We start from the raw sequence: 20,666 nt of genomic DNA on the forward strand, positions 1-20,666 counted from the left end.
ATAGAATTTTATTGTTTTGTTAAACCTTCATTAAATATTAAGACGTCATACATTTCTTCAATCATTTCTGTAACCTCATTAATATCCAATTCTAAGGAATTGGTGTTAATCATCGCGCCAATACCAATCCAATAGATGGTAAGTTTCAAAAACATTTTCTGGAGTCTACTCTCTGCAATCATGTTAAACCGATCATCGAGCCGCAAGAAGGCCGCATACATTTCTTCTTTAAGCTTGTCATTGTCATACTTTCTAAGATCAGAAAGATATATCGTTCTGAATAACTGCTTTTCGTTTTTGGCGAAAAGAAGGCAACCGATCGCCAGGTTCATTACAGGCTCGTTTTTCTCATTCTCATACTTTTTGATGCTGGTAAGAGCAAAATCAACTGCCAAATTATACACATCTTCTTTTACTGCTTCCATATTCCCATATACGCTATAAATGGGTTGAGTGGAGCATTTAAGTTTTTGCGCTATACTCCTGGCTGTTAGACCTTCAAGTCCTTCTTCCCGTACAATTTCAAACGCTGCTTCTAATACCTTTTCCTTAGTTATCTCTGCTTTTGGGGGCATATTTACATCTCCAAATAAAAAATACATTTGTTATATAACGTATGTTATATGCGTTTTATTGGAATGTCAACACATGTTTTTGGTCGAATACACACAAGACGTTACGTTCGTTAGATTCACCATCGCTCTACCATCCCAGTAACCTCAGTACTTAAGTACCCTTTCGTGAAAGTGACACACACAAATACCGCGCTATACAGCGCGGTCCATTTCAAGCATTTTTATCATTCATTTATATAAGTCGTCACTCGGTTTTGAATGAGCTTGGCAACGTCATCGGCGGATTTTTGTCCTGTGAAATAAGCTTTGGCTTCCTCGGCAATGATCGTTTGAACTTTGTTCATTGGCGTGATCAGGAGACTTGCATCGGATATATACAGTGCTGACTTAGTAGAGCTTTGGACATAAATTTGGAGAACTTGTTTTGCAACAAGCTTGAAACTAACAAAATAAGCAAGAACATACCCAATCGATAATATATTCACCGATCGAGTATACTCTTTTAATGATGTTTATCGCTTCGCCTTATAAAACTCATGATAAAGCTTCATGAGCGGCTGATCCCCAGCTCCTTCGCAATCTCCCGCTGCGTTCGCTCTTCTCCGCCAAGCTCCAATCCAAACCTGCCAACAACTACCTCTTTTTCCCGCTCACCCAATATATCTAAATTCTTATAGATCTTCGACTTCTCAATCTTCAGCTGCACTTTATCCACGACATCATCGGCTTCCGTGCCGAGTATGTCGATCAAGGTAATCTCGTTCCCCTCTTTATCCGTGCCGATGGGATCGTGCAAGGACACATCCTTGCGCGTTTTCTTCAGCGAACGCAGGTGCATGAGGATCTCGTTCTCGATACAACGAGCCGCAAATGTCGCCAATTTCGTCCCTTTGTTCGGCGAGAACGATTCGATCGCTTTAATCAGTCCAATGGTTCCAATACTAATCAAATCCTCCAGATCTTCACCTGTATTGTCGAATTTTTTGAGGTTGTGAACAAGAACCGATGTAACCAGTGGTTATCTTACTCTAAAATTAGAACATTCTTTGCTGCTCTTCGCGTCTCATTCGGGACATGCTCAGAATCGGAGAAAATCGAATGCACCACTAAAAACCGCAAGCTACCAAGGCAACCTGCGGTTTTTGTATATGTTATTTAACCGATGCAGGATTTTTCATCAACCACTCGTGATTAGGGTCGTTTTGGAATTTCCATGTTCTCACAGGCCCTGCCATGACATTCAAGTAATAAACGTCATAGCCGGGAGGAGCTGAAACAGGATGATACCCACGCGGAACAAGCACAACCTCCCCGTTCTTCACAACCAGCGTCTCGTTTATCGAAAGGTCGTCGGTATATACCCTTTGCACCGCGAAGCCGTGCTCTGGTTGTATCTTGTAATAATACGTCTCCTCAAGAAGAGATTCATCAGGAAGCGCGTCCCGGTCGTGTTTATGCGGCGGATAACTCGACCAATGGCCACCCGGAGTAAACACCTCGACGACGAGCAAGCTATCCGCCGGTTCCGTATCCGGTAAAATATTGTGGATTTTTCTTTCCATGTTGCCGTACCCTCGAGTTTCTACACCCACCTGCTCCGGAGCAATGAGCCGGGCAGCATGATTGCCTTGACCCGGTGCCGCACAAATCGCGACTTCAAGCTCAGTCAGTGCCCGAATTTCATAAAAATTATCATTGGGCACATAGACCGAATATGGCGGCGTCCGGTCGAATACATTCATTCTTTCCCCAATATTGATCCAGCTTCCAGAGGTAGTGTTCACAGACGCCTTACCGCTTATAAGTACCAGGCACACTTCATTGTCGTCCGTTTCCCTGTGAATAACTTGCCCTTCGTTCAAACGAACCGTTTCGAAGCCGATATACCTCCAACCCGCGGATTCAGGCGTGACTGCAAGCATCCTGCCTTCCTTGTCCGGCTGCACATCCGGACTTACTATCAGTTTCGACAAGCTCATCCCTCCTTTGTTTCCAGATTTTTGCCCGAGCAACCGAATAATCGCATTTTCGCTTTTACCGACTCTATAATTGCTTCTTTAGCCGGATTTAGGTAATTTCTGGGGTCATAATCTTCTGGATGATCGGTTAAATATGCCCGTATTGCTTTCGTGCAGGCCATTTGATTGTCCGTGTTGACATTGATTTTGGATGTCCCGAGCGATATGGCGCGTAATATTTCGTCGTCCGGCAAGCCGCTGCCACCGTGAAGCACGAGCGGCAGCCCCGTCAGCTTCTGAATTTCGCCCATTCGCTCGAAGCCCAGTTTCGGTTGGCCCCGGTATGGGCCGTGAACCGAACCGAGTGCAGGAGCCAGACAGTCAATCCCCGTCTCGCGCACGAGTCTGACGCATTCATCCGGAACAGCGTACATTCCTTCCGCTTCGTCGACAACCAAATCGTCTTCCCTGCCGGTAATCCGGCCGAGCTCCGCTTCGACCGAGGCACCAAGCACATGCGCAGCTTCCGTCACCCTTGCCGTCACCTCGATGTTATGTTCCAGATCGTGGTGCGAGGCGTCAATCATCACCGACGTAAATCCGGCATGTAGCGCCCGCATGCACACTTCGTACGAAGAGCCGTGGTCGAGATGAAGCGCGACTGGAACGGTAATCCCGTAATGCTCAATCAGCGACCTGACCATTCCGGCAATGAGGGGCAAGCCCCCCATGTATGGAATATAAGCTTCGCTGACTCCGAGGATGACAGGAGCCTGCTGCGCTTCCGCCGCCTGCAGAATCGCCTGCGTGAACTCCAAGTTATTCAAGTTAAACTGCCCGACGGCATATCGGCCTTCCAGCGCCTTCTGCAGCATCGAGGTCATGGATACAAGCGTCATACGAATGCCTCCGAGTGTAGTCGCAATCCCGCTTCACCAGCGGGTTGTGACCATTTTTTTACGAGTATAGAACTCCACACCGTCCGTACCGTTCGCATGAAGATCGCCATAGAACGATTTTTTCCAGCCGGAGAAAGGGAAGAACGCCATCGGCGCCGGAACGCCCAGGTTAACGCCCAACATGCCTGCATCGATCGTCTCGCGGAATTGGCGCATGCTTGCTCCGCTTCTCGTAAACAGACAAGCGCCGTTTGCGAATTCCGAACGGTTGGCAAGCTCGATCGCTTCCTCCAGTGTAGCTACACGCACGATCGATAATACCGGAGCGAAAATTTCATCTTCCCAAATTTTCATTTCGGACTGCACATGATCGAATAACGTTGGCCCGACAAAATAGCCTTGGCTGCTGGAATCCGCGTCCTTGCGTCCGTCACGGATAAGCAGCGCCCCTTCCTTCTCGCCGGTCTCGATGTAGGTCAGCGTCCGCTCCTTATGGGGTCCGCGGATGACAGGTCCAAGGAAAACACCCTGCTCCATACCATTGCCGATCGTAATTTTGTCGGCGGCCTCCATTAATTTGTTCACGAGTTTATCGCCGATATCCCCTACCGCTACAACGACGGAGCAGGCCATGCAGCGCTCGCCGGCAGAGCCGAACGCTGCGCTCGTAATTTCCTTCACGGTCAAATCAAGGTCGGCATCCGGCATGACGATCGAGTGGTTCTTCGCCCCTGCGAGCGCCTGCACGCGCTTGCCGTTAGCGGATGCGGTCTTGTACACATATTCGGCCACCGGCTGGGATCCGACAAAGGAAACAGCGATGATGGACGGATGCTCCAGAATGCCGTTGACCACGTCGTGCGCGCCATGAACGATGTTGAACACACCGTCAGGCAAACCGGCTTCTTTGAACAGCTCCGCCAGGCGGTTCGCCAGCAGGGGAGTGCGTTCCGAAGGCTTCAGGACGAACGTGTTGCCGCAAGCGATTGCAAGCGGGAACATCCAGCACGGCACCATCATCGGGAAGTTGAACGGCGTAATCCCGCCGACCACGCCTACCGGATAGCGGAACATGCCGGACTCCAGATTCGTCGCGATTTCCGGCAGCTGCTTGCCCATCATCAGAGTTGGTGCGCCCGCCGCAAACTCGACGCATTCGATTCCGCGCAGCACTTCGCCGTAAGCTTCGTTATAGCTTTTACCGTTTTCCAGCGTGACTAGCTTGGCGAGTTCCTCCCAATGCTCCACCAGCAGCTGCTGGTACTTAAACATAACGCGCGCCCGGCGCGGGACTGGTGTGTGGCTCCACATTTTGAACGCTTCTTGGGCGGATTGAACGGCTTGCCCGACATCTTCTTTCGTTGAAAGCGGAACGTAAGCGAGAACTTCTTCGGTAGCCGGATTATATACAGGATCATTCCGTTCGGTTTGCGCTTCCACCCATTGACCGCCGATCCAATTTTTCAATACTTGTGTCATGTGAACTGACCCCTCTCTTATACGGTAAACTCGCCGCGATTGCAGCGATCGATATAGTCGCTAACTTGATTTGCTGTAGGCATGGCATCAGAACAGCTATGGCTGGAGATGACAATGCAGGCAGCCGCGCTGCCGTGCTCCATACTGCGCTCCAGCGTCCACCCCTGCATAATGCCGTAAATAAATCCTGCGGCGTATGAATCGCCGGCCCCGAACGTCTTGATGACTTTAGCCGGGAACGACTTGGCGCGGTGGCTTGCGCCGTCGTTCGTATAGGCGATCGAGCCTTCCTTGCCGTGCTTGATGATGACGATCTTGGCGGAATGATCGAACCATTTGGTCGCCGTCACTTTGTCGTTGTGCTCCGGATTATGGTCGAACCGCTCCATCATATCGAACTCTTCTCGGGTGCCGATGATGACGTCGCATTTTTCCGCAGCCAGATTGTAATAAACGGCTGTTTCCTCCGGCGATATCCAGGTATAAGGGCGATAATCGATATCGAAAATGATCACGGCACCGTGCTTCTTGGCGTAATGCAAAGCCTGAAACACCGCTTCCCGAGACGGACTCTGCGCCAGTGCGGTACCTGAGATAAGCAGCGTCTTAGAACGGGAGATCAGCTCCTCGCTCACTTCGCCGGGCTCCAGCTTCAAGTCTGCGACGTTATCGCGGTACATCAAAATGCTGCAATCCGTCGGGCTCTTGATTTCGGTAAAAGCAAGCCCAGTCACGGCGCCGGTCCGATCGGTAATCAAGTTGCTCGTTTCGATGCCGTTGCGCTCCAAATAACTATGAATGAAACGTCCCATTTGATCGTCGGCGATTTTGCCGATAAAGGCGGTTTTCAGCCCGAAACGGGACATGCCGATCGTGATGTTGGCCGGCGAGCCTCCGACATATTTCGTAAACGTATTCGTTTCCTCCATCGGGCGGTTGATTTCATTGGCGTTCAAGTCGATACAAAGTCTGCCGATAGCAGTGAAGTCCACAGCTCTGTGTTCGGGAAAAGATATGTACGTCAATTTCGAGCACCTACCTTGTCCTTTACCGATCCATTATTAGAATAAAATGCCGGACGTTCCGGTAGGGAGATCTTAACGATTTGTCCCGATTCTCTTGCCTGCAGACAGCAGTCGGAAGTTACGGCCGCGACGTATCCATCCCATGCTGTCGGTCCGTTGACTTCATCTTGCAGCGTTGAAAGGATCCAATCCTGCAGCTCAATGTCATAGGCTTCGATGAAGCGCTGCTTCCAATCGGTTAAAATTTCGGTCGAAAGCTTCGCGTCGCTTCGCAGAACCACGCTGGAAGGATCTGGCAAGTTCGCGATTCCTCTTTCCCCTACGACCTGGCATTGAATGTCGTATCCGTATTGGCAATTGACGAATATTTCCCCGTCTATGCGAGTCCCATTCGCTGTTTCCAGCAGCACGATAAGCGGGTCCTGCAAATGGTTCGACGCATGTTTTGTTTTTCTAGGCGAAACGATTTGAACGGAAACATAGTCATCGTTAAGCAGCCAACGAAGTACATCGATCTCATGGATGAACGTATCGACGATAGCCATGTCGCTCGTATAGGAATCGGGAACTGCCGGATTGCGGTGCGCACAGTGAACCATTAGCGGCTCACCTATTGCTCCGCTGTCAATTACCTTCTTAAGAGCCCGATACCCTTGATCATAACGACGCATATAACCGACTTGCACTAACGGCTTACCGAATTTCATTTCAGCTTCGACAATACGCTTGCACCCTTCAGCCGTCGTAGCAAGCGGCTTTTCGCAAAACACCGGCTTCCCAGCTGCAATCGATGCCAGCACAAATTCCTCATGGGTTGGCCCCCATGAAGTTACCATGACGGCACCGACTTCCGGGCTTTGAATCAGATCATGCCCATTATCATAGATTTTGGCTTGAAGTTTTTGGTTAAGTACGACTTGCCTTGCCTGATCGGAATTCACATCCGTTACCGCAACAATTTCGGCACCGGTTAGCGTATTCGTAATTCTGCGAATATGATCTTGACCAATAGCTCCTGTGCCGATGACTCCAATTCTTACTACCATGTAGGTTTCCTCCTCAAATGTACATCCGGCATGGTTTCCATACCTCGATTCAAAGACCCGTCTTCTCTTTGATATACCGCCGGGCCTTAAGCGCATATTCAAACGGATTCGCTTTTGCGGGATCCTGTTCGGCTTCTACTACAAACCATCCCTCGTACTCATATTCCGCAAGCTTGGCAAAGATCGGAACGAAATCGATGATGCCGTCTCCCGGAACGGTGAACGCACCTTCCCTTACCGCTTGCAGAAAGCTAAGTTGATCGGCCTTTACTTTGTCTACTGCTTCTCCACGAATGTCTTTCAAATGTACGTGTTTAATTCGCGGCAAATAGGTTTCCAGAACTTCATAAGGATTTTCCCCGGAAAACACAAGGTGGCCCGTATCATACAGCAAAGAAACGCGATCCGGATCGGTCATTGCCATGAGCTTGTCGATTTCCACGGCCGTTTGGACTCCGGTTCCCATATGATGGTGGTACACGACAGTCATATTCTTGTCTTTGGCCAATTCCCCCAACCGGTTCAATCCGGAGGCGAGTGTCTGCCAATCGTTATCGCTAAATACGGGTTTATTCGCAAATAACGGTATGTCCAACCCTTGGATACTGTGGCCTTGTTCCGAGACGACAATGACCTTGGCGCCCATCTCGTAAAGAAAGTCCCGATGCTGGACAAAAGCGTCAACCGTCTCCTGAAGCGGCTTTGTCGTTAAATAGGAACTGAACCAGGCACTGGCGATCTCCAGATTGCGTACAGCAAGAACATGTTGTAACGTCACAGGATCACGTGGATATTTGTTTCCGACCTCGCTTCCCGCAAATCCGGCAAGAGCCATTTCGCTGATGCATTGCTCGAAGCTGTTTTCCCTCCCGAGCTCCGGCAAATCGTCGTTTGTCCAAGCGATCGGCGCAATCCCCAATTTAATCTTATCTTTCCGGAACATATACCCCGCCTCAATCCTTATTTATTGACTGCAAAAAAATTTCGAATTGCCGCTTCTGTTTTTTCTTTACCCACCTGAATCGTTCTCGCTGCATCCCATTCCCAATATTCCGGTCTAAACAATTCGATAGACACCATTTCGCGGTAACCGATCTCCGCCAAAGTACTCATAATCTCATCCAGGTTAACTCCGCCGTCCCCGGGCCAGACACGATGATGATCTCTTAAAGCCCCAATAGGCAGATCCTCACAGTCGTCGATATGGAATACAAAGATTTTCGACGCATCGGCACCTTTCAAATCCTCGATTCTCGAGCCCATAGCATGGAAATGGAAGCAATCAAGGACAATCCCGACATTATCTCTATTCGTTTCTTGGATGATCTCATAGGCCTGACCAAAGGTATTGACCGAGCAATTCGGGTAGCCGATAAATTCCAGTGCCAGCTTGACACCATAGGGCTGCGCAATGTCTGACAACTCCCGCAGCGCTCTGACTGTTTCTTCCTGAATTTGAGTTATCGTATAATCGCCGATATCCAAGTTCGGAACGGCAATCACCGTTTTGCAATTAATGATCTCCCCAATTTGGCAGGCGAAGAGCAGTTCATCCTTGATTTCCTGAAAGCCTTCTTGATCCCGATAATTAATGAATACCAACGCATTGAAAGCAAACGGCTTGATTCGATTGTGGTCGAAGAATTGTTTTAAATCTTCAACCGTATGCTGCTGCAAATATTCCCTAAGCTTATCAAAGCGAATTTCTATCAAATCGTAGCCATTCTTTTCGCACAGCTCCAAGTCATTCTCAAGTGTAGAATTTTGCAGAGTAGTGGCTTGATTAAACGCAATTTTCATCGGGATTCCTCCAAGTTAATCGATTACTCAATAATGTCTGGCCGTTTTCAGCTTGCTCTCCTTCAGTTGAAAGGCCTCTTGTATGCTCTCGTTATTCGATACGGCCGGGATGCCTACATGCCACCACGACTCATAACCGTTCGTCATCGTCTTCGGCAACACTTTAATGTCGATAAGGGTAGAGACGGTCTGTTTTTTCGAATCTTCAATCGCTTCCCGCAATTGTTCCGAGTTACGGACCTTATACGTTTTCACTCCGTATCCGGCTGCGCTTTGCGCAAAATCGATTGGAATCAGGTTGCCGTCGAGTTGATTCGTCTGAGGGTTGCGATAACGGAATTCCGTACCGTAGCTTCCCATGCCATTCTCCATTTGCAAATTGTTGATGCATCCGTTTGACGCATTATCGAACAGGACAACATTGATTTTCTTACCTTCTTGAATGCTGGTTACCAGCTCGGAATGCAGCATAAGGTAGCTTCCGTCGCCAACCATGGCGTAGACTTCCTTCTCCGGCTCGGCCAGTTTAATGCCAAGTGATCCGGAGACCTCGTACCCCATGCAAGAATATCCGTATTCCAAATGATAGGTATTGGGACTACGGGATTCCCACATTCTTTGCAGGTCCCCGGGAAGACTTCCCGCCGCCGCAATAATAATCGAATCATCAGCGATAAGCTGGTTCACCATAGCGACAACTTCGGTTTGCGTAAGCGTGGATTGAAAAGCGTCCGCAAATTCAGGCAGCACTTCATCCAGTTGACCTGGAATTTCCGGCTTAAATCCTGAGGCAAAGAAACGAATTCCGCTTAATCTATTCAATTCCGCTTTCCATGCCGCTTTTAGAGATTCGATCTCGCTGGAATAGCCCGAGGCGTAACCTGCGTCTGATAATTGTTTCTCCAAAGCTTCAAGAGCTAACTTCGCATCCGCTACGACCTTAACGGAATCCAATTTGAAGGCATGATATTCGGAAACGTTGATGGACAAAAACTCTACTTCGGGATTCTGAAACAGCTGCTTCGAGGAGGTGGTGAAATCGGAATAACGCGTACCGATCCCAATGACCAAATCCGCATCTTTAGCTAGAACGTTTGCAGCCATGTTGCCGGTAATTCCAATACCCCCAACATTGTACGGATGGGAGCTTTCGACCGCACTTTTGCCGGCTTGCGTTTCCCCATAAGGAATATGGAACTGCTCGGAAAATCTTTTCAGAGAATCTGCTGCCTCTGAATACCGAACGCCGCCGCCGCAGATCAGGATCGGCTTTTTCTTTCTTTGTATCAATTGCACCGCATCGCTTATCTCCGCGGGAGTCGGAATGCGCCGATCAATCCGGTGAACTCGCTTTTTAAAAAAATATTCGGGATAATCATAAGCTTCCCCTTGCACATCTTGAGGCAGGCAAATTGTGACTGCTCCGGTATCAGCCGGATCGGTAAGAACGCGCATCGCATGAATCATAGCCGTCATTAACTGTTCTGGGCGGTTGACCCGATCCCAGTATTTGCTGACTGCGCGAAATGCGTCGTTAGTAGTCAAAGTAAAATCATGAACATGCTCCACCTGCTGCAGTACAGGATCCGGCTGCCTGGAGGCAAACGTATCGCTTGGCAGAAGCAAGACCGGAATATGGTTAGCAGAAGCCGTTGCAGCGGCGGTTACCATATTGGCCGCTCCCGGTCCCACGGATGAAGTACAGGCCATAATTTGTCTCCGATGCTTTTGTTTGCCGAAAGCAACAGCGGCCTGCGCCATTCCTTGCTCATTTCGCCCCTGATATACTTCAAGATGTCCAGGATCTTCTTCCAACGCTTGCCCGATTCCAAGCACGTTGCCATGTCCGAAGATAGCGAATATCCCTTTTACGAATTTCTGTTCTTTTCCGTCGAACTCCACATATTGCTGATTTAAAAATCGGACCAGTGCTTGCGCAGTCGTTAAACGAACTGTTATCATCTCTCTCCACCCATCCTGCTTATCGAAGCAATTCATTATGAATTCGATTGAGGTTATAGCGGCAAGATTCATCCGCTCTTTCTTCCTCGCCGAATACGGCAAGGGTTACGATGCCATCAAACTTGATTTCACGCATTTTGTTGAAAAGCATATCCCAATTGATATCTCCTTTACCGATATCAATATGTTGGTGGACCGTACAATTGGACCACGGCGGATTCACTACATAACGCAGACAAGAAGATGCTTTATGATTAAACGTATCTGCGATGTTGATATGCTTGAGTAATGGACCTGCATAGTCGAACATCGCTGAAATATCTCCTTTCCCTTCATCATAGAAAAAGGTGTGCGGTACTGCATAGAATAAACCTATGAAGTCTTTATCCAATGCGCGCAGCAGATCTACAGCTTGATCGTTGCGCTCAATGAAATCAAAAGGATGTGCTTGAATGTGAAGTTTGATGCCTTCACGTTCGATGATCGGTAAAATTTCTTCCATAGAACGCATAAACATTTGCTCGCACTTATATGGCTTATCGTTGTGTCCCGTAAACTCAGAGTTCATAACTTCCACACCAAGCTCTACAGCAATTTCAATGCAGCGCTTCCAGTTACGTACGGCTGCTTCACGATCCTCATCCTCCGGGCCGGCCCAATGCTGCATCGGCAACACCGAGGACAATTGCACACCCGTATCGCGGAGCGCGTTCTTTAGCTCCCGAATACGATCCTTATCGACACGGGGATACTTGTAAAAAGGCATGAAATCTTCACGCGGGGAAAGTTCCATATATTCGAATCCCAATTCCGCCGTCTTTTCTACCATTTTTGGAATCGGAAGATGCCGATACATATAGGGATCCAATGCAATTTTCATTTCCAACAACCTCCAAAACATATTTTTGAATCAGCTGTAAGCAAGTTCCATTATCTTTTCCTGATTAGCTTCGGCCCGAGTCAGCTCGCCCTTCTTTTTGCCTTCATGCATAACCATAACCCTGTCGCTCATGCCCAGCACCTCCGGCAGCTCGGATGAAATCATGATAATTGCTTTTCCTGTTTGTGCCAGCCTAGACATCAATTTGTGAATTTCCGATTTGGCACCTACATCGACGCCCCTGGTTGGTTCATCTAAAATAAGAATATCCGGATTGCTCAGCAGCCATCTCGCTAACAATACTTTTTGTTGATTGCCGCCGCTTAAATTTTCAATTTTTTGATCTAAGCTCGGGGTTTTGATACTCAGACGTTCAACGAACAGGTTGCACATCTCTTTAATCAAATTTTCTTTCAATAGTCCCATTTTGTTGATGAACTCATCGATGCTGGATACGATCATATTTTCTCTAATGGTTAATGGCAGAAACGCCCCGGTTATTTTGCGGTCTTCGGTCAAAAGGCCAATCTTATGCTTGATAGCGTCCCTAGGAGATTTGATCGCGACTTTCCTCCCGTTCACATGGATTTCACCGGAGTCCGGAGGGAATATCCCGAAAATACTCTCAATGACTTCCGTCCTGCCCGCTCCCATGAGCCCGGCGATACCTAAAATCTCGCCCTTCCTGACCTCAAAGCTAATATTTTGAAACTTCCCTGAGCGGGATAAATTTGTTACGGATAGCGCAACTTCCCCGATTTCTGCCTCTTCTTTATGAAACACCTGCTTGATCTCTCGGCCGACCATCATACGGATCAACGTTTCCTGATTCGTCTCGCTAGCAAGATTCGTCCCAACGTACTGGCCATCTCGAAATACAGTGATTTCGTCGCAAATACGGAATATTTCATCCATTTTGTGAGATATATAAATGACAGATACACCATTTTGTTTCAAGGAGTTGATGATTTCAAACAGTTGGTCTACCTCTTTGTCTGTAATGGCCGAGGTCGGTTCATCCATAATAATCAAATCTGCGTTATGGGATATCGCAGCAGCAATCTCCACCATCTGAATGTTGGCGATACTAAGATTTATCATTTTGGTTTTGGGGTCGATATCGATATTTAATTGATTTAGCAGTTTCCGCGTTTCTTCAATCATTTTTTTCTTGTCAATCAATCCGGTGGGGCCTGTTAGTTCGCGTCCTAAAAACACATTCTCGGCTACGGACATTTGCGGAATCGGCGTTAATTCCTGATGGATCATGGAAATGCCCTTGGATAAAGCATCTTTTGATCCGGATAATTTGATTTCCTTTCCTTTGAATGTAATCGTCCCGCTGTCCGGTGTATAAATTCCGAAAATAATTTTCATTAGCGTCGATTTTCCAGCTCCGTTCTCGCCCATTAGTGCATGTACGGACCCTTTTCGGATCTTGAGCTGGATATTGTCAAGCGCTTTGACGCCCGGAAATTGTTTCGAAATATGATCCAGTTCCAAAATATACTCTTTGCTCATATTGGTCATCCTTTCACAACCTGAACTGCCGCACGGTTTCCTGCAGCTTAACGGCTGTATTGATCAAGATATTCGCATGCACCGAATTTTGCTGCAGAAAAGCAAGCTGCTCTTCCGTTGCGGATGTCACGTTTTGCGTACCTGCGGCAATCTTCCACGTCAAACCTGACATTTGTTCCATCGAATGTACGATTTCATTGGAGCGTAAGGAAAGAAAACTTAAACCTTCCGTTACCTAGTCAATCTGTTTACGCACTGACACTCGTCGCGTTTTGCTGTTACCGTCGGTTTATTTCCGCTTGTTTTTTCTGGAGTCAAAATAAACGGCAGTAACAATAATGAGGCCCTTTACAATTTGCTGCCAGTAGGAAGAGACGTTCAACAAATCCAAACTGTTATTCATAACCGCAATGATTAAGGCGCCGATCACCGTTCCTCTAATCGTTCCGATACCGCCTGACAAACTGGTTCCGCCGATAACTGCTGCCGCGATGGCATCAAGCTCATAATTGAGCCCTGCCGTAGGCTGCCCTGAAGCAATTCTGGAAGTAACGATGATTCCAGCGAGACCTGACAGCAATCCGGCATAGGTGTAAATCAAAATTTTGAATTTATCTACATTCACCCCGGCAATGACGGCCGCCTGCTCGTTTCCGCCGATCGCATATACGTAGTTACCGAACTTCGTCTTATTCAACAACACGGACGAGACTATACATACGACAACAAAAATAATGATGGGTACCGGGATCCCCAGCAAATCCCCTTGGCCGATAAATTGGAACGGTTCCGACAAATTGCCGATAGGTCTGCCGCCGCTATACAGCAGGGCCGCGCCCCTGGCCGCCGTCATCATGCCAAGCGTGACGATGAATGAAGCGATTCTTCCTTTGGCGATAATAAAACCATTAATCAAACCTGTCATTAAACCAATCCCAAGACCGATGAATATGGTCAAAGCTAGCGGAAACTGTCCCGGGTGAGCGGCGCTAGCCGTGACAACCGCAACAAGCGCAACGACCGAACCCGATGATAAATCGATACCTGTTGTAATAATGATCATGGTAACGCCGACTGCAATAATACCGTTCATCGTCATCTGCCTGACAATGTTCAGTAAATTCTCGGAAGACAGAAAGGTAGGCGATAAGAATGTCATGACCACCATCATAATCAACAATATCAACAGCATGCCGAACTGGCTTAGGAACGTGCGCGACCTTACTTTGAGATTTTGCTGTAAATCCGTTTTCCTTCCCACTTCAAACGTTTCATTCATTGCAGTTATCCTCCAGTACTTTGCAATAATCAGAGCGAAATTGGGATATGGGACATACGAAAGGACAATTCCAAAATGAAGTGTCCTTTCATATACAACTCAGAAGTTATTTGTCGCCGTCAGATACTCTTGCCGTATCCCATTTTTTCTGAATTTCGTCGACATTATCTTTTGTTACCAAAACATAAGGAACATAGTTCGTTTTGTTAACCTGTTCACCTTTAGCCAGTTTATAAGCCGTCTCCATTCCACCTTTCCCTTGTCCCATTGCATCCTGGAATACGGTCGCCTGCAATTCACCGCTCTTGATAAAGCCTAATCCGACCGGCGTTCCGTCAATGCCGAATACCTTGATTTGATCCAGCTTGTTCGCAGCTTTTAGCGCCATGATCGCACCAATCGCCATTTCGTCATTATTGGCAGCTACCGCATCGATATGCTTACCGGAATTAAGCCAGTTTTCCATCAGGCTCATGCCCTTAGCCCGATCGAAATCAGCGGATTGATCCAAAACAATTTTGATGTCGGGATATTTCTCCTTGATTACCTGCTTATACCCAGCCGTTCTTTGAATCGCAGCTTCGTGGCCGTTTGAACCTTCCATCACCGCGATGTCCCCTTTGCCACCCAGAACCTTCCCAACCTGAGTCATTTCTAGAATGCCCGATTCAATCGATTGACCACCGACGTAAGCACTCGCCTTGTCCACGCCATCAAAGGTTCGGTTGATAATCACAATCGGAATCTTAGCCTTGTTTGCCTTATCAACGATTTGTTGGATCGATACTGTATCTACAGGCACAATCGCGATAGCGCTTACTTTTTGGGAAATAAAAGTCTCAACTTGACTCAATTGCTTATTTGCATCGTTCTGGGCATCAACATAAGTTGCATTGAAGTCTTTATGAGCATCGCCAAAGTCTTTCATCGAACCGAGAAGATAACTAAGCCATTTGTCATTAAAGGTCGGCATGGAAACACCGATGGTAAACTTGCTCGCTTTATCTTGCGGTGCCGACGTACCGGATTGAGCGGCAGGTTGTGAAGTCTTGGAACCGCATGCGCTAAAAATCATTGCCGAAACTATCAATCCAATAAGTACAAACATTCTTTTCCTAAGTTTCATTGGATGATTCCCCCGTAGCTTAGAGTTTTGTTTGCTGTCTGACCCGATGCTAGATGTTTACTTATGTAAAGCCACTTACTATAAAGAGCCTCACCCCCTTTCATAATTCAGAAACAAAACAGACAGCGATACTACATGGCTCTAAATTTCAAGAAAGCTCACATTGTATACGCTTCCATTAAGTCCATACCTGTTTTAATGCCTATTCCCGAGAGGGGAAGCAGCCACTTTTACCAGGAATTAGAACTGCACTTTTTTTTGATTACGCTTACAAGCAATTTTAAAAGTAAACCCCTAACATGTTTTGCGTTACTCACAAATGAAGGAATTTGAAGGAAATCGATTACCCAAAATACATAAGAAAAGCTATCTTTTTTTGCTGGAGTACAATTTACCTATATGGGATGCACTCTAATAATCAAAGAGATCGACAATTATATGTTGGGGTAATCGGTTTCCCTCTTGTTGTTAATCTTATCCCATTTTTAAGATCTTTGCAATATTATTTTTCCATCTTCGATCTTACTCTTCACTTACCATATTGTGAAACAGAATTACGTACAACTAATTCGGGTAACATTTTAATTTTTTGCTTAGCATTGCCTGATCGATCGATTTTATCGACGATCATATCCATCGCCTTATGCCCTAATTCATTAATTGGCATGGCGATAGAAGTAAGTTCGGGAGTAACAATTTTACAAAGTTCGGTGTTATCGAACCCAATAATGGATAAATCCTTAGGAATTGAAAGTCCTAGTTTTTTTGCAGCTTGCATAACTCCGATCGCCATAATATCGTTGCAACCGAATATCGCACTGACCCCATTTTTGTTCATCTTAAGCATTTTTAACGCGGCTTTCTCCGCATCGTCGATTTTCGATCCTTCGATGGTTTCCACTAACGCTCTGTCCAACTTTATTCCGGCATTGCTAATCGCGCTTTCGTATCCCCTAATCCGTTCCCAGCAGCTTATTGAATCTGTAGCAATAACACCTATCCGGGTATGCCCATGAGAAATTAAATGCTCCGTAGCCAATACTCCCCCTAGATAGTCATCTACGGTAACGCTGTCAGTAATAACGTCTTGACGCTCGTGAGCGAAAAGAACAACTGGGACCTGATCAGCCAGCAATTCTTGAAGCAATTCTTTGTTTGTGAATTTTGAAGCAATGATAAAGCCATCTACCCTCTTTTGTCTTAGCAACGATATGTGCTGTTCTTCTTTGTCAGGATCGTTATCCGTGCTGCACATAACAACACTAAATCCGAGTTCTCGCCCGCGGTCTTCAATATATTTCAAATACTGTGCATAAATTGGATTATCCATATCCGGGATCAAAAGAGCAATTTGATAAGTGCATTTCCCTTTCATTGCGGACGCCAAAACATCAGGACGATAATTAATTTCATTCATTATTGTCCTTATTTTATCTCTTGTTTTTTCGCTAATTCTGCCCGTGTGATTGATCACTTTGGAAACAGTGGCAGAAGAAACTCCCGCAGCTTTTGCGACATCGTATATTGTAGGCTTCATATTGTTCAACATTCCTATTCAAGTTATAGTGTTTGGAATAGAATATAGCCGGTCACCTCATCATAATGGGGAAATCGGTTACCCTCTTCTTATTTCACATTATAACATTAAGGACATTTTTAGAACAGTGTAATAATATTATCGTCTAGCACGCCTTTATCCTGTGTGGGGAGACGTAATAGACTGTCTTAAGCGAGCGTAATCGGCACGTCACCATCACGATTAAAATCTTTGTTTTTTCTTCTTGTTGTTTTAGCTCTTGTATGAGCCAGATTGGATAAATGCTTCGATTCCTTGAACAGTCAAATCGTTCGCAACCTTTCAATAAAAACTATTTGATGTAATAACAGAAAGTATCTAATTGCAATACAACAAAAGCGTCATAAAGGCTTTGGTGCAACTATTGAAACTAATCAAAGTCGCCACCATATTGTTGTTTGACTATGCTGTCAAACCAAACAATGTATTGATTAATTCATCTGCGGTGAGGGCAGACGAATGATTGCATTCGACCTGCCCTTTCCTTATCATATGCATGACTTCAATTCCCGCGATTGTCTTCTCGGCAGTTTTGAAAGACTTGAATCCCAACATTGGTTTTACTATTTTCTTTACGAATCGATGATCTTGTTCAATAATTTCTGTTGACGTAGTAATGTTTTTTGATTCATAACTTTCTCGTCCTCTAATTGCTAAACTGGAGTAGGATAAGCTGGTTTTTTATCGACGGTGATCACGCGCGGTGATTGATTATGAGGTGAAGTCAACGCCTTTTTGAAGAAACGTTTGGCCTCAGGAACATCTCGATTTTCAGACAGCATGAAATCAATCGTGTTTCCGTTTGAATCTACTGCTCTATAAAGATATTTCCACTGTCCTTTGACTTTTATGTATGTTTCGTCAACGCGAAATGAATCGGTTTGTTGGCTTCAAATAGGGACGGATTCGCCTATCTAATTCCGAGCCAAACTCATGAACCCATCGCATGATCGTTGTATGAGCGATATGTAAACCCCGTTCTTCCATCATCTCTACTAAATCACGATAACTTAGACTATATTTCAAATACCATCTTACCGTTAGCAAGATAACCTCTGATTCATACTGCTTCCACTTAAACAAATCTAATTCCGTTTCCAAAATAAATGCCCCATTCCATGACTTCATTTCAATGATGTTATCATGAATTAGAGCTTTGCACCACAACCCCCGAATAACGTCCCGGTAAAGACACCGGAACGTTACTGCTACAATTATACTATCCTATGTGTTAAAGACCGTCCGCAAGCCCGTAAGCGTCTTGCTCTACCTCGGTCACACCCTCCCATGTTATAGGATCCGCAAAATGCAGGGCTATGATGGTATCGATCGAATCCCTGCCTTCCACGGGAACCGATATTTCGATCGCCGTCTCTGTCTCTTCCACAATGGCATTATTAGAAGTAATATTTTCCCATGCGGCGATAGACTGACTCAACTTAGGCAAAACCAATTTTTCGCTAGGCCAATCGATAATGTGAAGATACACAATATTTTGCGAATAGGTTGCTCCTCCCCATTCCCCCAGAATGAACGGCCCTCCACGGGTTTCATACAACGTATATCCATAACGCTTTAGCCAATCTCCCGCCTGCCTGAGCAAAGCAATTTGCCTATCCTCTATCGCACCATCCCCCGTTGGACCGACATTCAATAAATAGTTTCCGTCGCGGGTAACCGTATTAATAAGATGGTGAATGCACTCCTGCAATGTCAGCATGGGCGCATTGGGGATATAGCCCCATGACTGTGTCAAACAATCGTTGGAGTCCCATGGTTTATCCGTTCGCATGCCGCCAATTCTACGTTCCCGTACGTGAAAGTCTCCTTTCCAACCAGAGCGATTATTGATCATAATGCCGGGTTGAAGCTCACGTACCATCGCATTTAATTTCTCCGACTCCCAGAAGTAATTGACTTTGAAATAGATATCGTCCGTGGCAAAGTCATCATTCCTGTACCAACCCTTCTCGACTTCCCAGTTAATGCCCCCATGCGCGAGCCATTCCCCATCATACCACAGGAGGTCGATTTTTCCGTAACCCGTCATCAACTCTCGGATATGCTCCCAACACTGCTCTTTCATTTGCAGCGCACTTTCCATATACATCTCCGGAAAGAAATATCCGGGAAAGCGCCAATCCATTGGCGAATAATACAATCCGACCTTGAGACCCTCAGCTCTGCAAGCTTCCACGAATTCTGCAACCAAGTCTCTTCCGGCAGCCGAATTCACACTATTGAAACTGCTAGCTTTACTCTCAAATAGGCAGAATCCGTCGTGGTGCTTGGTTGTCAAAACCATATACTTCATGCCGGCTTCTTTCGCCGTACGTGCCCATGCTTTAGGATCAAAACCTTTAGCGTCAAACTGTTCTGCTAGACTGGCATATTCCGATACATCCATGCGTTCGTTAAACATCACCCATTCGCCTCTGCCGAGCAGAGAATAGAGGCCCCAATGAATAAACATCCCGAATTTCGAATCGCGAAACCATTGCATATCCGCTTCCGATAAAAGAGGAACTTCAACTGGAACATAATTTTTCTTCATTTCATGGAGCAATTTCACGCTTAATCTCTCCTATCTACCTATTTTTTTTCGCACTTAACCTTTAACACTGCCCATCACAATTCCCTTGGTGAAATACTTCTGAAGGAAAGGATAGATGACGAAAATTGGCAGCGCGCTTACAAATATTTCTGAAGCCTTGATCGACTTTGAATTCAAATTAGCGAAAATCTTGATTTGATCTGGCGTCATATTGGAAGTATCAGGAACGGTAAGCACAGTATATAAATACGTTTGCAGTGGATAGCCTTCCTTATTGCTCATGAATATAAAGCCGTCAAACCAGTTATTCCAGTGAAATACAAAGGCGAACAGAAGAAGCGTGGCCAAGGAAGGCTTGCATAAAGGCAGCAATACTCTTACGAGTGTTTGAAAGTGGCCAGCCCCGTCCAAATAGGCGGATTCCTCGATCTCTTTTGGAAGACTTCGGATAAAATTCATCATGATTAAGATGTGGAACACTTGTACTGCCGGAACAATAACAAGAGAACCCAAATTGTTGTATAATCCAACCCATTTCACTACCATAAACCATGGAATGAGGCCGCCGCTGAACAACATCGTAATAATGAAATACCAGATAAAGAAAGGCCGGCTGCGGAATTCGCTCTGCTCTCTAGATAACGGATAGGCGGCAAGAATGGTGCACACCATCATCGCTATAATACCGAGCACTGTTCTTTCTATAGAAATCCATAAAGACCTATAAAAATCCGCATTGCTCAAGATATAACTATAGGGCTGGAAAGTAAATCCTTTCGGCCATAAAAAAACTTCCCCTGCGGATACGTAGGTGTTGGAACTGAACGACATGCAAAGTATGTTCCATAAAGGTACGAGACTGATCAGCGTACCAATTGCAAGCAAAGAATAATTGGAATATACGAACAGTTTCCGGCCAAACGATTTGTTTTCATAACCCATTACTGCATCCGAATGGCTCATCTTCATTCCCTCTCCATCGGCCG

Annotated in this window: 18 protein-coding genes and 2 pseudogenes; all 20 read right to left on the reverse strand. The window is 46.1% G+C overall.

From position 1 onward, the window contains the following. Positions 1 to 8 precede the first annotated feature (8 nt). The 20 genes and pseudogenes from ACFQZT_RS06305 to ACFQZT_RS06400 all read right to left on the reverse strand — a co-directional run bounded on the left by ACFQZT_RS06305 (position 9) and on the right by ACFQZT_RS06400 (position 20,643). Positions 9 to 575 (reverse strand): TetR/AcrR family transcriptional regulator, encoded by a 567-nt coding sequence (locus tag ACFQZT_RS06305; protein ID WP_379297646.1) that lies wholly within the window; start codon positions 573 to 575, stop codon positions 9 to 11. Positions 576 to 799: 224 nt separating this feature from the next. Next, positions 800 to 1,060, reverse strand: coding sequence for a hypothetical protein (locus ACFQZT_RS06310; RefSeq protein ID WP_379298000.1), 261 nt, complete (start codon positions 1,058 to 1,060; stop codon positions 800 to 802). A 27-nt stretch (positions 1,061 to 1,087) separates the two neighbouring features. Continuing rightward, positions 1,088 to 1,569, reverse strand: a pseudogene (locus tag ACFQZT_RS06315) (sigma-70 family RNA polymerase sigma factor); the annotation flags it as partial. A gap of 157 nt (positions 1,570 to 1,726) precedes the next feature. Then, positions 1,727 to 2,548, reverse strand: coding sequence for a 5-deoxy-glucuronate isomerase (iolB, locus tag ACFQZT_RS06320; RefSeq protein WP_379297648.1), 822 nt, complete (start codon positions 2,546 to 2,548; stop codon positions 1,727 to 1,729). A gap of 2 nt (positions 2,549 to 2,550) precedes the next feature. Beyond that, positions 2,551 to 3,432, reverse strand: a complete 882-nt coding sequence (fba, locus tag ACFQZT_RS06325; RefSeq protein WP_379297650.1) for a class II fructose-1,6-bisphosphate aldolase — start codon at positions 3,430 to 3,432, stop codon at positions 2,551 to 2,553. A gap of 33 nt (positions 3,433 to 3,465) precedes the next feature. Next, positions 3,466 to 4,911, reverse strand: coding sequence for a CoA-acylating methylmalonate-semialdehyde dehydrogenase (locus ACFQZT_RS06330; RefSeq protein ID WP_379297652.1), 1,446 nt, complete (start codon positions 4,909 to 4,911; stop codon positions 3,466 to 3,468). 17 nt (positions 4,912 to 4,928) lie between these two features. Next, complete coding sequence (iolC, locus tag ACFQZT_RS06335) at positions 4,929 to 5,936, reverse strand: 5-dehydro-2-deoxygluconokinase (protein ID WP_379297654.1); 1,008 nt, start codon at positions 5,934 to 5,936, stop codon at positions 4,929 to 4,931. After that, the gene (iolG, locus tag ACFQZT_RS06340) at positions 5,933 to 6,982 is read right to left on the reverse strand and encodes a bifunctional inositol 2-dehydrogenase/D-chiro-inositol 1-dehydrogenase (RefSeq protein ID WP_379297656.1); all 1,050 of its coding nucleotides are present in this window, start codon (positions 6,980 to 6,982) and stop codon (positions 5,933 to 5,935) included. Before iolG ends, iolC begins: the two co-directional genes overlap by 4 nt. Positions 6,983 to 7,031: 49 nt before the next feature. Then, on the reverse strand, positions 7,032 to 7,925 hold the full coding sequence (iolE, locus tag ACFQZT_RS06345) for a myo-inosose-2 dehydratase (protein ID WP_379297658.1): 894 nt from the start codon (positions 7,923 to 7,925) through the stop codon (positions 7,032 to 7,034). Positions 7,926 to 7,942: 17 nt separating this feature from the next. Further along, positions 7,943 to 8,782, reverse strand: coding sequence for a sugar phosphate isomerase/epimerase family protein (locus ACFQZT_RS06350; RefSeq protein WP_379297660.1), 840 nt, complete (start codon positions 8,780 to 8,782; stop codon positions 7,943 to 7,945). A gap of 27 nt (positions 8,783 to 8,809) precedes the next feature. After that, positions 8,810 to 10,744, reverse strand: coding sequence for a 3D-(3,5/4)-trihydroxycyclohexane-1,2-dione acylhydrolase (decyclizing) (iolD, locus tag ACFQZT_RS06355; RefSeq protein ID WP_379297662.1), 1,935 nt, complete (start codon positions 10,742 to 10,744; stop codon positions 8,810 to 8,812). A gap of 19 nt (positions 10,745 to 10,763) precedes the next feature. After that, the gene (locus ACFQZT_RS06360) at positions 10,764 to 11,624 is read right to left on the reverse strand and encodes a sugar phosphate isomerase/epimerase family protein (protein WP_379297664.1); all 861 of its coding nucleotides are present in this window, start codon (positions 11,622 to 11,624) and stop codon (positions 10,764 to 10,766) included. Between the two features lie 30 nt (positions 11,625 to 11,654). Continuing rightward, positions 11,655 to 13,145 (reverse strand): sugar ABC transporter ATP-binding protein, encoded by a 1,491-nt coding sequence (locus ACFQZT_RS06365; RefSeq protein WP_379297666.1) that lies wholly within the window; start codon positions 13,143 to 13,145, stop codon positions 11,655 to 11,657. 13 nt (positions 13,146 to 13,158) lie between these two features. Next, positions 13,159 to 13,326 carry a hypothetical protein gene (locus ACFQZT_RS06370; RefSeq protein WP_379297668.1) on the reverse strand — a complete coding sequence of 56 codons (168 nt, stop codon included), beginning with the start codon at positions 13,324 to 13,326 and terminating at the stop codon, positions 13,159 to 13,161. Between the two features lie 108 nt (positions 13,327 to 13,434). Further along, the gene (locus tag ACFQZT_RS06375) at positions 13,435 to 14,424 is read right to left on the reverse strand and encodes an ABC transporter permease (protein WP_379297670.1); all 990 of its coding nucleotides are present in this window, start codon (positions 14,422 to 14,424) and stop codon (positions 13,435 to 13,437) included. A 106-nt stretch (positions 14,425 to 14,530) separates the two neighbouring features. After that, positions 14,531 to 15,550: a sugar ABC transporter substrate-binding protein gene (locus ACFQZT_RS06380; protein WP_379297672.1), complete on the reverse strand. Its 1,020-nt coding sequence runs from the start codon at positions 15,548 to 15,550 to the stop codon at positions 14,531 to 14,533. A gap of 529 nt (positions 15,551 to 16,079) precedes the next feature. After that, on the reverse strand, positions 16,080 to 17,087 hold the full coding sequence (locus ACFQZT_RS06385) for a LacI family DNA-binding transcriptional regulator (RefSeq protein ID WP_379297674.1): 1,008 nt from the start codon (positions 17,085 to 17,087) through the stop codon (positions 16,080 to 16,082). Positions 17,088 to 17,528: 441 nt separating this feature from the next. Beyond that, positions 17,529 to 18,254: pseudogene (locus ACFQZT_RS06390) on the reverse strand (IS6 family transposase). Positions 18,255 to 18,357: 103 nt separating this feature from the next. Then, positions 18,358 to 19,698 (reverse strand): alpha-L-fucosidase, encoded by a 1,341-nt coding sequence (locus ACFQZT_RS06395; RefSeq protein WP_379297676.1) that lies wholly within the window; start codon positions 19,696 to 19,698, stop codon positions 18,358 to 18,360. 36 nt (positions 19,699 to 19,734) lie between these two features. Then, entirely contained in the window at positions 19,735 to 20,643 is a 909-nt protein-coding gene (locus ACFQZT_RS06400; RefSeq protein WP_379297678.1) for a carbohydrate ABC transporter permease, read from the reverse strand. Between the last annotated feature and the right edge of the window lie 23 nt (positions 20,644 to 20,666).

Source organism: Paenibacillus sp. GCM10027628 (assembly GCF_042676385.1).
GTDB lineage: Bacteria > Bacillota > Bacilli > Paenibacillales > NBRC-103111 > Paenibacillus_E.